The following is a 14,277-nucleotide window of genomic DNA, read 5'->3' on the forward strand; positions in this document are numbered from 1 at the left end:
TCAGACGTGGGTCCACAACGCCGGGCGCGGCGGCGGCTCGCGCCAGGCGTCCAGCGTCTTGCACCACAGGGCGATCAGACCACCCCGCCCCAGCAGCATCAGCTTGCCCGCCTTGTCGACGGACGTCCGCCCATCCCAGGCGCTCACCCCCGCGCGCGACACATGGCGGCCGATCGAACGATAGACGCCGCGCGCCGTGGCGATGGCCCAGGCCGAGCGCGGGTTCAGATCGCGCAACCCCCACCGCGCCGAGGCGTAGAAGGGCTCGGCCGCCGCCACCAGACGCTGGGCCGTCTTGGCCACGGCGGCGCGGTGCTGGGGCTGATCGACCTGATCGCGCGGCACGCCCGCCTCATCCAGCCAGGCGCCGGGCAGATAGACGCGCCCGCCCTTCGCATCCTCGACCACGTCGCGAGCGATGTTCGTCAGCTGGAACGCCAGCCCTAGGTCCTGAGCGCGTCGCAAGGTCGGCGCATCGTCCACCCCCATGATCCGCGCCATCATCACCCCGACGACGCCGGCGACGTGATAGGCATAGTCCAGCGTGTCCTCCAGCGTGTCGTAACGCCGGCCGACCACGTCCATCTCGAACCCCTGCAACAGGTCCATCGCCTCGTCAGCAGGAATGCCATGACGCATGGCCACGCGCTGGAAGGCGGTGAAGACCGGGTCCGTCTGCGGCTCTCCGGCCAGGGCGGCGGCGGTGCGCAGACGCAGTTCGTCCAGCTTCTCGCCGGCCAAAACCGGATCGATGCCGACCGCACCGTGGCCCAGCACCTGGCCGTCGATCTCGTCGTCGCAGTGCCGGCACCAGGAATACAGCATCCAGGCGTCGTCCCTGATCGCCGCGGGGAACAGGCGCGCGGCGGCGGCGAAGCTCTTGGACCCCTGCTCCATCGACTGGCGGCTGTGATCCAGGACGGCGTCGGTCATGCCGGCTGCCTCGCGTCCTCGATCATCAGGGCGGCGGTGGCCTTGGCCGATCCGACCACGCCCGGCACGCCCGCGCCGGGATGGGTGCCGGCGCCCACGAAATAGAGGTTGGGGATCCGGTCGTCGCGGTTATGCACCCGGAACCAGGCGCTTTGGGTCAGGATCGGCTCCAGCGAGAAGGCCGAACCCTGGTGAGCGTTCAGCTGGTCGCGGAAATCGACCGGCGTGAAGATGCGGCAGGTATCCAGATCCGCCGTCAAACCGGGGATGTAGCGTTCTTCCAGATAGGCCAGGATCCGGTCGCGATAGCGTGGCCCCTCGACCTCCCAGTCGATGTCAGCCGAGGCCAGGTGCGGCACGGGCGCCAGGACATAGAAGGCGTCGCAGCCTTCCGGGGCCAATGACGGATCGGTCCGCGTCGGCGCATGCAGATACAGCGAGAAGTCATCAGGCAGGTCCGGCCCCTTGAAGATTTCGGCGATCAGCTCGCGATAGCGCGGCCCGAACAGCACCGTGTGGTGTCGCACCTCCGGGTGGACGCGTTTCAGGCCGAAATAGATGACAAACAGCGACATGGAGTGACGCCGCGACGCCAGCTTGGCACCCTCCTTCTGACCGCGCGGTTCCTGACCCAGCAGGCGCTGATAGGTGTGAACCACGTCGGCGTTGGAGGCGACCATGTCGAAGGCCAGCGTCTCGCCGTTCACCACCACGCCGGTTGCGCGACCGTTCGCCATGGTGATGCGCTCGACCGGGCTGTTCAGCCGGACTTCCCCGCCCAGATCCTTGAGCAGACGCACCATGGCCTGGATCAGGGCCCCGGTGCCGCCGCGCGGGAACCACACGCCCCAGCGCCGCTCCAGCGCATGGATCAGCGCATAGATCGACGAGGTCGCGAACGGATTGCCGCCGACCAGCAGGGAGTGGAAGCTGAACGCCTGACGCAGATGCTCGTCCTGAATATAGCTGGCGACCTTGTCATAGACCGATCGCCAGGCCTGAAGCCGCATCAGCTCCGGCGCCGCCTTTACCATGCTGGCGAAGTCCAGGAACGGCACGGCCCCCAGCTTCAGATAGCCTTCCTTCAACAGGTCCTGCGAATAGGCCAGGAACTTGCGATAGCCTTCCTTGTCGGCCGGATTGCGCGCCACGATCTGGCGGTCCAGCTCGTCCTGATCGTTGACGTAGTCGAAGACGTCGCCGTCTTCCCAGCACAGCCGATAGAAGGGCGCGACCGGCAGCAGTTCGACATAGTCCGACAGCTTGCGGCCGCTGGCCTCGAACAATTCCTCAAGCGCCGACGGGTCGGTGATGACGGTGGGACCGGCGTCGAAGGTGTAGCCCTTGTCCTTGAACACATAGGCCCGGCCGCCCTCCAGATCGCGGGCCTCGAACACCGTGGTCTGAATGCCCGCCGACTGCAGCCGTATGGCCAGCGACAAGCCTCCGAAGCCCGATCCGATTACTGCAGCCCGCATCACGCACGTCCTCTTTCGACCAGACAGGTCAGTGCGGCGCCGATCGGCACCGGGGGTTTTCCGCTCAGGATCCGCGCCTTGTCGGCGAGGGTGGATCCAGCGGCGTAGAAGCGTTCGACCAAAGGCTGGGGCAGACGATAGAACCGCTCCAGCACCTTGTATCGCTCATCGGGTCGCGCCGCACGGAATAGCATCCGGTTCAGCAACCGATAAAAACCTCGTCCGGCCCATACGTCATGCGCATGGCGGCGGATGTCCTCGGCGACCGTCGTCGGCTCGAAATCCCGCGCCAACCGGTCGGCCAGGCGCACCGCGTCCGGCAGGGAATAGCCGGTGGTCGGGTGAAACAGCCCGGCGCGCAGGCCGCTGAGCGCCGTCGGCCCCATTCGCGACAAATGCGCGCCGATGTCCCCATCGAGCGCCACGGGCAGGACGCCGTCCTCTTCGCGCAGCACCGTCTCGATCTCCCAGCCCTGCGCGCGGGCGTAATCCAGCACGCCCTGCCGGAACGCCGCGCGATCCAGCGCATCCCCGTCAGTGTAGCGCGTATCCTCGATCAGCAGCGTGCGATCATCGAACGGCAGGGTGTAGAGAAACCGGTAGCCCCCGGCCTGATCGACGCAGGCGTCCATGACGATGGGCGTGGTCAGGCCGTGCGGCGCCGCCAGCCGCACTTCCAGCCCGACGAACTTCTGAAAACCCAGCGCCAGATCCGGCGTCGCGGTCGGCCCGCGCCCATCGATCACCGCCTTGGCGCTCAGACGCCGTCCATCAGCCAGCACCGCTTCGGTCGGCGACACCGAGGCGACCGAAGCGCCCAGCATGACCTTTCCGGGCAAGGCCGCCTCGACCACCGCCGCGAACCGTTCGGCCGTGACGCTGCAATAGGGGGTCGACAGCGCCCGTTCGAACTGGGGAAAACGGACGCTGTATCCCGGCCAGCGATGCACCACCAAGGGCGCGATCCAGTCGCGCTGCGCCTGCGTCAGGTCGCTGTCGAAGAAAGACCAGGTGTGGATCCCGCCCAGGGTCTGCGCCGCCTCGACGATTCGCACGTCCAGATCAGGACGGACTTGTGACAGCCGCAGCGCCAGCAGGCCATTGGCCAGGCCGCCGCCGACCAGCAAAAGGTCTGGCGCGGAAGTGTCAGAGGCGTCGACCTGCATTCCAGACAGGTGGCACGCGACGACGCATGCGGCAAGCGAACAGGATGCTTACCGGGCCGCGATGCGCTAAGTGTCGCGCCATGTCCGCCGTCACGCCAATGTCACGGGTCGTCCCGAACCAGGCCCTGATCGGCCTGACGCTGGCTGGCCTGATCGCGGCGGCCTGGCTGAGCCTGCATATCTATGGCGTCTATTTTCATCGCTGGACGATGTGGAGCGTCCTGACCGTTCCGCTGATCGTCGCCGTCCAGACCTGGCTGTCCGTCGGCCTGTTCATCGTCGCCCACGACGCCATGCACGGCTCCCTGGCCCCGGGCCGCCCCCGGCTGAACACGGCGATCGGCAGCCTGGCGCTGGCCCTCTACGCCGGTTTTCGGTTCGCGCCGTTGAAGACGGCCCACCACGCCCATCACGCGGCGCCCGGCACGGCGGACGATCCTGACTTTCACGCCGACGCCCCACGCGCCTTCCTGCCCTGGTTCTACAACTTTTTCCGCACCTATTTCGGCTGGCGAGAACTGGCCGTTCTGACCATCCTTGTGGCTGTCGCGGTGCTGGTCCTGGGCGCCCGGATGCCCAACCTTCTCGTCTTCTGGGCCGCGCCCGCCCTGCTCTCGGCGCTTCAGTTGTTCACCTTCGGCACCTGGCTGCCCCACAGGCACACCGACGAAGCCTTCCCCGACCATCACAACGCCCGCACCAGCCCCTTCGGCCCGGTCCTGTCGTTGCTCACCTGCTTCCACTTCGGCCGCCACCACGAACACCACCTGACCCCTTGGAAACCCTGGTGGAGTTTGTTCAGCTAGGCGTGCACAGCGGTCGTTTTCAACGGCGACATAACGCACGAAGCCTCTGCCCCGCCGCACCGTGAGCGTCTGCTGATCGGCCCATATTCTGAGAGGAATGGCGGAGACGGAGGGATTCGAACCCTCGGTACCCCTTACGGGGTACGACGATTTAGCAAACCGTTGCCTTCAGCCACTCGGCCACGTCTCCTGCGAGGGCGTCGATAGCGGAGGCTGATGCGTCGCGCAATCCGGTTCGAGAGAAAGCGTCCACGTTAACGCGACATAGAGGCCGAAGCGGCAGTATCGCGGCCATCATTCGCCCCCCGGATCGCTGCTGGATCGCCTGTTGCTCGACCGTCCCGCCAATCTCGCCGCCGATACGCCGCTGAAGAGCCGGCCTTCGCGCGGGCCGTTCCGGCCGGAGATCTGGCTGAATGCGCGCGAGCGATCGTCCGTGCGGCTGTCGGCGCATTATTTTCGGCTGATCGACGTGTTGATGGTCTGCGGGCTGGCGTTCAGCGCGGTCCTGGCGATACAGCCGACGGGCTTGGCCTCGATCACGGTCGGCGACGCCGCGCCCGTGGTCGTCGGCGCCGTTCTGGTGCTCGCGCTGATGCGCGCGCTTCAGCTTTATCGATTCGGACGCGACACGCCCTGGCCTCTGCATATGGCTGGCGTTGTAGGCGTGGGCGTCGTCTCGGCCGGTATTGCGCTCGTCCTGGGTTGGGCGCTGGACCGGCCGGCGCTGGACGTCATTGCGCCCTGGGCGCTGACCACGACGGCCGCCCTGACGCTGTTGCACGGCCTGTGGCTGGTCGTCATTGCGCGGTGGCGTCGGCTGGGCGTGCTGTCGCCCAACATCGTCATCGTCGGCGCGACCCGAAACGCGCGACGTCTGATCGAACAGGCGCTTGAGCGGCGTGACATGAATGTGCTGGGCGTGTTCGACGACCGGCTGGCCCGATCGCCCGACAGCGTCGCCGGCGTGCCGGTGCTGGGGACGGCCAAGGCTCTGTTGACCCACCGGCTGACGCCCTATGTCGACCGGATCGTGCTGGCCATAGATCCCGAGGCCGGCCAGCGCGTGCGCGACCTGACGCAGACGTTGAACGCCCTGCCCAATCCGCTGACGGTCCTGGTCGATTCGGAGTTGGGCCGCGACGGGCTGCTGAACAGGCTGGCGAATGCGCCGCTCGCGCCTCTGGATGGTCCTGCCAACCCGGACCGCCGCGCCTTCAACAAGCGGATCCAGGACCTGGTGATCGGCGCCGTCGCCCTGGTCGTCGCTGCTCCCATCATGGCCCTGGTCGCACTGGCGGTGAAGCTGGACAGCCCCGGCCCTGTCTTCTTCCGCCAGCGTCGTCATGGTTTCAATCACGAGACCATTGTCGTGTGGAAGTTCCGCTCCATGCGCCACGCCGCCGCCGACGCGACCGCCAGCCGCCAGGTCTGCGCCGACGATGACCGCGTCACCCGCGTCGGTCGCTTTATCCGCGCCACCAGCCTGGACGAACTGCCCCAAATCTTCAACGTCCTGTCGGGCGAGATGTCCTTGGTCGGCCCCCGCCCGCACGCCATCGGCATGAAGACCGGCGAGACCGAATCCGCCCTGCTGGTCGCCGAATACGCCCATCGCCACCGCATCAAGCCCGGCATGACCGGCTGGGCCGCCATCAAGGGCTCGCGCGGACCGGTGGACACCGAGGCCCAGGTGCGCGAGCGCGTCCAGCTGGACATCGAATATATCGAGCGCCAGTCCTTCTGGCTGGACCTATGGGTCATCGCCGTCACCATCCCCGTCCTGCTGGGCGACCGGGCGGCCGTGCGTTGAGCGAGAAGCGCATGTTCTGGCGCGGCGTCTGGGGCTATCTGCCGGCCCAGATCGTCCAGGGGGTCGTCGGATTTCTGACGATCTTCGTCTTTACGCGCCTGCTCAGCGCCGACGACTTCGGCCATTACGCCCTGGCGTTTTCGGTGACGACCCTGGCCCACACCGTGACCTTCACCTGGCTCGAAGCGTCGATGGCGCGCTTCTGGGCGGCCGAGCGCACACCCGAGGGAATGGCGACCCATTTCGCCAGTCTGTACCGCACGTCCTTCACCATCATCGCCGTGTTCACCCCGATCGCAGCCCTGATCGTGTGGCTGGCGCCGCTGACGCCCGCGTTCAAAATAGCCGTCGCCTTCGGCCTGGCCGGCGCGCCGATGCGCAACCTCGCCAAGCTGGCTCAGGAGCGGTATCGCGCGGCGGGCGAGGTGTCGAAATCCGCCGCCGTGGACATCGGCGTCGCCATCCTAGGCTTTCTGGTCGGTGCCGGGTTCGCGCTGGCCGGCGCCGGCGCAGCCTCGCCCCTGCTGGGCCTGGCCATCGCGCCCCTGTTCGCCCTGCCCTTCATCCTGCCGGGCGAGTTGCGTCAGTCGACGGGCGGGACCGTGGATCGCACGCGGCTGAAGGCCTATGCCCTCTACGGCTATCCCATTGCGGCGTCGCTGACCTTGGCCTTGGTGCTGGCGTCGACGGACCGGTTTCTGCTGGCGGCCTTCATGGATGCGGCGGCGGTCGGTGCCTATCACGCCAGCTACAGCCTGGCGAACCGGACGCTGGACGTCATCTTCATCTGGCTGGGCGCGGCCGGGGCGCCGGCCATGGTGATGGCGCTGGAGCGCGGCGGGCGCGAGGCGCTGCGTCAGACGGCCATCGAGCAGGGTTCTACCCTGATCCTGATCGGCCTGCCCGCCGCCGTCGGCCTGTCGCTGGTCGCGCGACCGCTGGCGGAGTTGATGATCGGCCAGGATCTGCGCGCCGCCGCTGCGCTGGTGACGCCGTGGATCGCCGCCTCATCCTTCCTGTCTGGAATGATCGCCTATTACTTCGGCTTCGGCTTCACCCTTGGAAAGAAGACCGGACTGTTGCTGGTGACGATGGCGATTCCGGCCCTTTGCAACGTTGCGCTGAACCTTGTGCTGATCCCCCGCATGGGCGTGACGGGCGCGGCCGTCTCGACCGCCGCCAGCTTCGCTATCGGCCTGATCGCCTGCATCCTGCTCAGCCGCCGCGCCATTGCCCTGCCGATGCCGTGGGAGGCGCTGATCCGTTGCGGGATCGCCTCCGCCGTCATGGCGGGGGTCGTCTGGATGCTGCCGCCGCTGGGCGGTTTCTTGGAGCTGATCTTGGACGCCAGCGTGGGTGGTCTCGTCTATGCCGTTGTGGCCCTGACGCTGAACGCCGCAGGGGTGCGTGACGTGCTGCTGCGCCTGATCCGCGCGCGCCGGAGTGTGCCGGCATGAGCGCCCATATCCACGATAACGTCGCCTGGTCTCGGGAGACCCCAACGATCTCGGTCCTGATCCCCTTCCTGCGCGACGATCCGCAAGAACTGGTGCGCCAATTGGATGCCGAGGCCGCCGCCCTGTCCGACGCGGTGGAGCTGATCCTGCTGGACGACGGCACCGGCGACGCCGATCTGACGGCCCGGCTTCAGGCGACCCTCGACGCCCTCGACCTGCCCGTGCGCCTGATCACCCTGGCCGCCAACGAGGGCCGCGCCAGGGGACGTAACCGCCTGACCACCGCCGCCCGTGGCGAGGCCTATCTGTTCCTCGACAGCGACATGCGGCCAGATACGGCGGCCTTCCTACAAAACTGGCTGCGACTGGCCACTGACAACGCGCCCGCCGTAGCCTTCGGCGGCTTCTCGCTGGATCAAGCGCCGACCGACGCGCGGTTCGCCGTTCACCGCGCCCTGTCCGGCGCCTCGGAATGCCTGTCCGCGTCCCAGCGCGCCCTGACGCCCGAGAAATACGTCTACACCTCCAATCTGCTGGTGCGCCGCGACGTATTCGCCGCCGAATCCTTCGATCCCGGTTTCAGCGGCTGGGGCTGGGAGGACGTGGAGTGGGCCATGCGCGTTTCCCGCCGCTTTCCCGTCGTCCATATCGACAATCCCGCCACCCATATGGGCCTGGACACGGTCGAGGATTTGGCGCGCAAGTTCGATCAAGGCGCCGGCAACTTCGCCCGCGTGGTCGCCCTGCATCCCTCCATCGTCCAGACCTATCCCAGCTACAAGGCCGCGCGCGCGTTGAAACGCCTGCCCGCCCTGCCCCTGGCGCGTCGCCTGATGAAACAGGCCGCCCTGACGGCGGCCCTGCCGGTCAAGGCCCGCGCCTTCGCGCTCAGGCTCTACCGCGCCGCCGTCTATGCGGACGCCGTCTGACCATGCGCGACGTCGCCGTCATCATCCCGACCCTGCGCCGCCCAGACAGTCTGGAGCGAGCTATGCGCTCCGTCTTCGCCCAGACCGGATCGCTGCATCGCGTCGCCGCCATCGTCGTCGCCGACAATGACCCGCAAGGCTCCGCCGCCGCCTTGATCGAGCAACTGCGCACCGAAGCGCCCGTGCCCCTGACCTATGCCCACGCCCCCGTCCCCGGCGTGGCGACGGCGCGGAACGTGGGCCTTGCCGCCACCGACGCGCCCCTGATCGCCTTCTTGGACGACGACGAAGCCGCCTCTCCCGGCTGGCTCGCCGCCCTGCTGAACGCCCAAGTCCAGACCGGCGCCGATGTCGTCTTCGGCCCCATTCGCGGGCGGGTACCGGAAAACACCGGCTGGACGACCGCGTATCTGGAGCGCTTCTTTGGTCGCGACGGCCCGCACGACACGTGTCTGACCGACGACATCCACGGCTGCGGCAACAGTCTTATGGTGCGCGCGACCGCCCTGCCCGGCGAGGCCCCGTTCGACGTCGCCATGAACGAGACGGGCGGAGAGGACGATCGGCTGTTCACCGCCCTGTCGGCGCGCGGCGGCCGCTTCGGCTGGGCCGCCGAGGCTTGGGTGGATGAGTTCGCCCCGCCCCACCGCGCCACGCTGACCTACGCCCTGACCCGCGCCTTCGCCTATGGGCAGAGCCCGACCCAGATGGCCGCCGACCGCCGCGACTGGCCCGGCGTCGTCAAATGGATGTTAGTCGGCCTGATCCAGACTGGCGTTTGGGGCGCCGCGTCTGTTCTATCCGCCATCCTGCGCCGCCCCGACCGCGCCCAGACCTACGACCGCTGCGCCCGAGGTCTCGGCAAGCTCTTCTGGACCAAGAGGTTCGAGCCGAAACTCTACGGTGCGGCGATGCTGTCGCGGTCGGACGTCTGACTTCATCTTGAAAAGGCCGCGCGACAGATCGGCCTTGGAATAGATGTCAAAGCGCTAGTTTGTGCTCTGCGACGCTCGACCTGTTCGAAATAGGCTCATCACAACAAAGGAAACCGCAAAACACGCCGCCGCTGCGACATAGAGGCCTCGCACATCGGCGCCCGAACGCTGGAGAATGAAAGCGGCGACCGGTGCCATCGCCTGAGGCAAGGCGACAGCCAGATTGTTCAAGCCCATGTCTCTCCCGCGATTGTGCTGGGTGGGTAGAGCATCCGCCATCAACCCCATCTCCACGGCCCCATAGGCGCCCTGGCCCAAGCCATAGACCGCGAGGGCGAACACCGCCGTTGTCCAGGATGGTGCGATCGCCAAAATGGAGGTCGCTGCACAAAGCAACAGCGCTCCCGTCAGCGCAAGGGGCTGTCGCCAAATCATGCGCCGCCCGAACAGGGCAACGGCCCCGGCGACGACCATGACGCCCACAAATGCGATCCCCGTCAGAAAGGCATGCGCTCTTTCGGGAGAGCGGCCGGGCCATCCGACCGCATCCGTGAGGAAGTACAGCAGATACATGCTGACCAGGGCATAACCTGTTGCGATGAAAAGGCGGCCGGTCCAGACCACGACGAAGTTTCGTGATCTGAATGGCGCGAGGAACGCGCCTGTCCCGCTGGGAACAGAAGACGGCGCCGTCTCTGATCGCTCAAAGGAGCGCGGCTCGTCGTAAACGATCAAGAAGATAAGGGCTGCGGCAAGAAGAATGCCGGCAAGGAGCGCTAATCGTCCGGGCTCATATTGAGGACCGAGCGCCATCAGGCTGGACCCCAACGCCACGGCGAGCGGATAAGACAGTCCCAGCATCGCAGAAACGGTGCTTCTCAAGGCGATCGGCACGCGATCTGCGAACACCGCTGAAAGCGGCGCCACCAGAACGTTGAAAGCCAGCTGAAAGCCGATCAAGGCCCAGACGAACTCAACCGGCGTCGACGACCGCCATATGCCCACATAGCTCAGAACCGTCAGGAGCGCGCCCAACGCGATCCAAGGCCTTCGACGCCCGAACCGTGATGTGGTTCGATCGCTGATGGTCCCCATGACGACGTTGGCGCCAGCAGCCGTAACGGCGCCCCAGAACATCGCACGGCTCAGGATTTCCGTTTTGGAATCCGTATCCAGCCCAGCCGCATGAAGCGGGGCGATGATCTGGAAAAGGGGCGCCAAGCCAATGAAGGCGGCCAGAAACAGCACCAAGTACGCCGCAACGATCGGTCGTGTACGGCGGGGATGGGAAAAACTTGAAACTTCGCCCTCCTCCATCGAACGACCCCCGCCTCTATGACACGACCACCGAAGTGCGTTCCAGCGCAATCCTTCGGCCTGAGTAGGGATAGACGAAAGCGTCCAAAGCCATTCTTGACAACGCTGTCAGATACTTCTGTTCTAGAGCGAAGCGCACGTGTTCGCAAACTGCGCCGTCTAAGAACCAACGAAGCCGTGAGGGAGGTTAGGGTGAACAAGAGATTGGTGACGACCGTAGCAGTCTTGGCCCTAACGGCCGCATTCGGCGCCGCCCACGCGGAGCCTGCGACCGTTGCGGTCCGCATGAGCCAGGTCGGGTTCGAGACGCAAGGCCCAAAGACGGCGACGGTTGAAGATCACGCTGCGCGGCGCCTGCCCTGGCGGATCGTCGATCGCTCCGGCGCCGTCGTCGCCCAGGGCACGTCCAAGGTCTTCGGCCAAGACGCCGCCTCGGGCCAAGCCGTGCATACGGTTGACTTCCAATCTCTGCAGACCGTTGGCGAAGGCTATCGGCTGATCGTGGGATCGCACGAGAGCCGCCCCTTCTCGATCCAGCAGCATCCGCACGCGCGACTGAAGTACGACGCCCTGGCCTATTTTTATCAGAATCGAGCGGGCGTGCCGATCCTGGCGGATTATGTCGCGCGGCCGGATCTGGCGCGTGCGGCCGGGCACCCGCACGAGGTCGCCGCCTGTTTCTCGGGCGCGGACATGGCCGGCGTGGTCTGGCCCGGATGCGACTATACGCTGGACGTCACCGGCGGTTGGTATGACGCCGGCGACCACGGCAAATACGTCGTCAACGGCGGCATCTCGGTCTGGATGCTGCTAAACGCCTATGAACGCACCATGACCAAGAGCGGCCCCGGCGCAAGCGCCTTCGCGGACGGCAAGGTCGACATTCCCGAGGCCGGAAACGGCGTCAATGATCTGCTGGACGAGGCGCGTTACGAGATCGAGTTCCTGCTGAAGATGCAGATTGCCGACGGCGTGAAGCTGAAGGTCCCGGTCGGCGCCCAGGCGCCGGGTCAGCCGCTGACCCTGACCGAGATCGACGCCGGCGGCATGGTCCATCACAAGGTGCATGATGCGCAGTGGACGGGCCTGCCGATGGCCCCGGCGGACGATACCCAGCCGCGCCTTCTGTATCCACCCAGCACAGCCGCGACGCTCAATCTCGCCGCAGTCGGCGCCCAATGCGCGCGGATCTGGCGTGACATCGATCCGGCCTTCGCGCGCCAATGTCTGACGGCGTCGCAGCGCGCCTTCCGCGCGGCGCTGCGCAATCGCGACGTTCGGGCCGGAGAGAATTTCGCCGGCGGCGGCGCCTATGGCGACAACGACTTCTCGGACGAATTCTATTGGGCCACGGCCGAGCTTTTGGCCACGACGCGCAATCCGGCCTATCTGACCGCGCTGAAGACTTCGCCCTATTATCTGGGCGGACCGCTGTCGGGCAAAAGCGCGACTGGCGATCCGGGCTTTTCCTGGACGGCGTCGCTAGGATCGCTGACGCTGGCGACTGTGCCGGACGTTCTGCCGCCGGAGGATCTGGTCACCGTGCGCGCCAACATCGTGGCGGCGGCACGCGCCTATGTCGACGCCGGCTATGGTCAGGGCTACGGCCTGCCGGTCGCGGGCGAGAAATACGAGTGGGGTTCGAACGGCGCCTTGATGAGCCGGGCGGTGATCCTAGGCTCTGCGTTCGACTACACCGGCGACTGGAATTTCCGCAACGCGGTGATCTGGTCACTGGACTATGTTCTCGGCCGCAATCCGATGGATCGGTCCTATGTGACCGGCTACGGTGATCGTCCGGTCCAGAACCCGCACCATCGCTTTTGGGCGCATCAGGCCGACCCGGCCTATCCCCTACCCCCGGCGGGCGCCCTGTCGGGCGGGCCGAACAATCAGGCCATGATCGACGACGTGGCCAAGACCCTGGTCGGCAAATGTGCTGCCCAGACCTGCTGGGCCGACGACATCAACGCCTATGCCCTGAACGAAGTGGCCATCAACTGGAACGCGCCCCTAGTCTGGGTCGCCGCCTTCATCGACGATCACTGACGGGATCGATGGCCTAGATCGAGGCGCCGAGCCGCCCGCCGCGATTCCGTGGCGGGCGTGCGGTCTTCAGGCCTTGGGCGCCAAAAAGGACGTCTTGGCCAGATCGTGATCGGCCTCGTTGACCTGCCCCAGCTCGCCCCGCGCCCTCGCTTTCCTGCCGTAAACCCACTCGAATAGGGGTGAGGCCATTAGGGTGGTGATGATGGCCATCAGCACCAGGATGGAGAACAGGGCCGGGCCGATGACGCCATTTTGCAGGCCGATGTTGATGATGATCAGCTCCATCAGACCGCGCGCGTTCATCAGGGCGCCGATGCCCATGGCCGTGGCGTTGTCTTGCCCCGTCAGGCGGGCGGCGGCCCAGCAGGCGCCGCCCTTGGCCAGGATGGAGCCCAGCAGGATGACGACGGTCACGGCCAGCAGCCCCAGGCTGTTGACCATGGTGAGCTGTGTGTTCAGCCCCGAGAAGGTGAAGAACATCGGCAGCAGCACCAGCACGGCGAACGGCTCCAGCTGACGCTTGACCTCGTCGCTCAAGAGACCGCGCGGCATGGCGACGCCCAGGATGAAGCCGCCGAAGACGGCATGGATGCCGACTGCGTCCATGGCCCAGGCGCTGAGCATGAACAGGATCAGCACGATCCCCAGCACGGTCGGGCTCAGCCGCCCTTCCCGCTCGACGATCCGGCCCAGCGGCGCCAGCAGCTTCGGTCCCAGTGTCAGCATGAACAGGGCGAAGGCGCCGCCTCCAGCGATGGCGGTCACCGCCACCATCGGCCCGGCGCCGAAGCTGGCCAAAACGATGGCCAGGACGCACCAGGCGCCGGCGTCGTCGATGGCGCCGGCCGCCAGCGACAGCGAACCCAGCCGCGTGCCGCTGAGCCCCCGCTCATGGATGATGCGCGCCAGCATGGGAAAGGCGGTGATCGAGATGGCCGCGCCCATGAACAGCATGGCCTGCCAGGTCTGGATGCCCTGCCCGAACAAACCCTCAGCGACCAGCCAGGGCGCAATGGCGACGGCGACCAGGAAGGGCGCCGCCATGCCCGCTAGCGACACGGCGGCCGCGCTTTTCGCATTGGCCCTGAAGTGATCGCGACGGAAGCCCAGCCCGACCAGAAACATGTAGAGGCCGACGCCCAACTGGGCGCCGACGAACAGGATCGACCGCGACTCCTTGGGGAACAGGGCCGCCTGCAGATCGGGCGCGAACAGGCCGAACAGCGATGGGCCCAGGATCACCCCAGCGATCATCTCGCCCACCACCTGCGGCTGGCCGAGGTAGCGCTTGGCCAGCCAGCCTACGATGCGGCAGGCGGCGATGATGATCGCCATCTGCAGGAAGAAGGCCACGCTCAGTTCAGCATTGGTCATGCGGCCGGTTCCCCTCCCTT

11 protein-coding genes and 1 tRNA gene are annotated in these 14,277 nt (G+C 66.7%); 6 read left to right on the forward strand and 6 right to left on the reverse strand.

What is annotated here, in order from left to right:
• Genes GGC30_RS03815 through crtY form a run of 3 tightly spaced genes read right to left on the reverse strand, consistent with a single transcriptional unit; the run spans nt 1 to nt 3,577 of the window.
• Nucleotides 1–933: a phytoene/squalene synthase family protein gene (locus GGC30_RS03815; protein ID WP_153922776.1), complete on the reverse strand. Its 933-nt coding sequence runs from the start codon at nt 931–933 to the stop codon at nt 1–3.
• Nucleotides 930–2,411: a phytoene desaturase gene (locus tag GGC30_RS03820; protein WP_153922777.1), complete on the reverse strand. Its 1,482-nt coding sequence runs from the start codon at nt 2,409–2,411 to the stop codon at nt 930–932. The genes GGC30_RS03815 and GGC30_RS03820 overlap by 4 nt, the downstream gene beginning before the upstream one ends.
• Nucleotides 2,411–3,577, reverse strand: coding sequence for a lycopene beta-cyclase CrtY (crtY, locus tag GGC30_RS03825; protein WP_153922778.1), 1,167 nt, complete (start codon nt 3,575–3,577; stop codon nt 2,411–2,413). The genes GGC30_RS03820 and crtY overlap by 1 nt, the downstream gene beginning before the upstream one ends.
• An 80-nt stretch (nt 3,578–3,657) precedes the next feature.
• Here crtY and GGC30_RS03830 point away from each other — a divergent pair, with 80 nt between their 5' ends.
• On the forward strand, nt 3,658–4,383 hold the full coding sequence (locus tag GGC30_RS03830; RefSeq protein WP_228763566.1) for a fatty acid desaturase: 726 nt from the start codon (nt 3,658–3,660) through the stop codon (nt 4,381–4,383).
• Between the two features lie 98 nt (nt 4,384–4,481).
• On the opposite strand, the gene GGC30_RS03835 is transcribed toward GGC30_RS03830, so the two are convergent.
• Nucleotides 4,482–4,573 (reverse strand) — tRNA-Ser (locus GGC30_RS03835).
• Between the two features lie 138 nt (nt 4,574–4,711).
• Between GGC30_RS03835 and GGC30_RS03840 the strand changes: the two genes are divergently transcribed.
• The 4 genes from GGC30_RS03840 to GGC30_RS03855 are packed head-to-tail and all read left to right on the forward strand — an operon-like array spanning nt 4,712 to nt 9,517.
• Nucleotides 4,712–6,196, forward strand: a complete 1,485-nt coding sequence (locus GGC30_RS03840) for an exopolysaccharide biosynthesis polyprenyl glycosylphosphotransferase (protein WP_153922779.1) — start codon at nt 4,712–4,714, stop codon at nt 6,194–6,196.
• A complete protein-coding gene (locus GGC30_RS03845; protein ID WP_370451862.1) occupies nt 6,193–7,653 on the forward strand; it encodes a polysaccharide biosynthesis C-terminal domain-containing protein in 1,461 nt (486 codons plus the stop codon). Before GGC30_RS03840 ends, GGC30_RS03845 begins: the two co-directional genes overlap by 4 nt.
• Nucleotides 7,650–8,582, forward strand: coding sequence for a glycosyltransferase family A protein (locus GGC30_RS03850; RefSeq protein ID WP_153922780.1), 933 nt, complete (start codon nt 7,650–7,652; stop codon nt 8,580–8,582). Before GGC30_RS03845 ends, GGC30_RS03850 begins: the two co-directional genes overlap by 4 nt.
• 2 nt (nt 8,583–8,584) lie before the next feature.
• Nucleotides 8,585–9,517: a glycosyltransferase family 2 protein gene (locus GGC30_RS03855; RefSeq protein WP_153922781.1), complete on the forward strand. Its 933-nt coding sequence runs from the start codon at nt 8,585–8,587 to the stop codon at nt 9,515–9,517.
• 54 nt (nt 9,518–9,571) lie between these two features.
• Here GGC30_RS03855 and GGC30_RS03860 read toward each other — a convergent pair whose 3' ends face one another.
• The gene (locus GGC30_RS03860) at nt 9,572–10,765 is read right to left on the reverse strand and encodes an MFS transporter (RefSeq protein WP_194943517.1); all 1,194 of its coding nucleotides are present in this window, start codon (nt 10,763–10,765) and stop codon (nt 9,572–9,574) included.
• Nucleotides 10,766–11,026: 261 nt separating this feature from the next.
• Here GGC30_RS03860 and GGC30_RS03865 point away from each other — a divergent pair, with 261 nt between their 5' ends.
• Entirely contained in the window at nt 11,027–12,883 is a 1,857-nt protein-coding gene (locus tag GGC30_RS03865) for a glycoside hydrolase family 9 protein (RefSeq protein ID WP_370451863.1), read from the forward strand.
• Between the two features lie 66 nt (nt 12,884–12,949).
• On the opposite strand, the gene GGC30_RS03870 is transcribed toward GGC30_RS03865, so the two are convergent.
• Nucleotides 12,950–14,257: a cation:proton antiporter gene (locus tag GGC30_RS03870; protein WP_153922783.1), complete on the reverse strand. Its 1,308-nt coding sequence runs from the start codon at nt 14,255–14,257 to the stop codon at nt 12,950–12,952.
• Nucleotides 14,258–14,277: the final 20 nt, after the last annotated feature.

Origin of the sequence: Brevundimonas sp. SPF441 (assembly GCF_009661015.1) — a bacterium.
Classification (GTDB): domain Bacteria; phylum Pseudomonadota; class Alphaproteobacteria; order Caulobacterales; family Caulobacteraceae; genus Brevundimonas; species Brevundimonas vesicularis.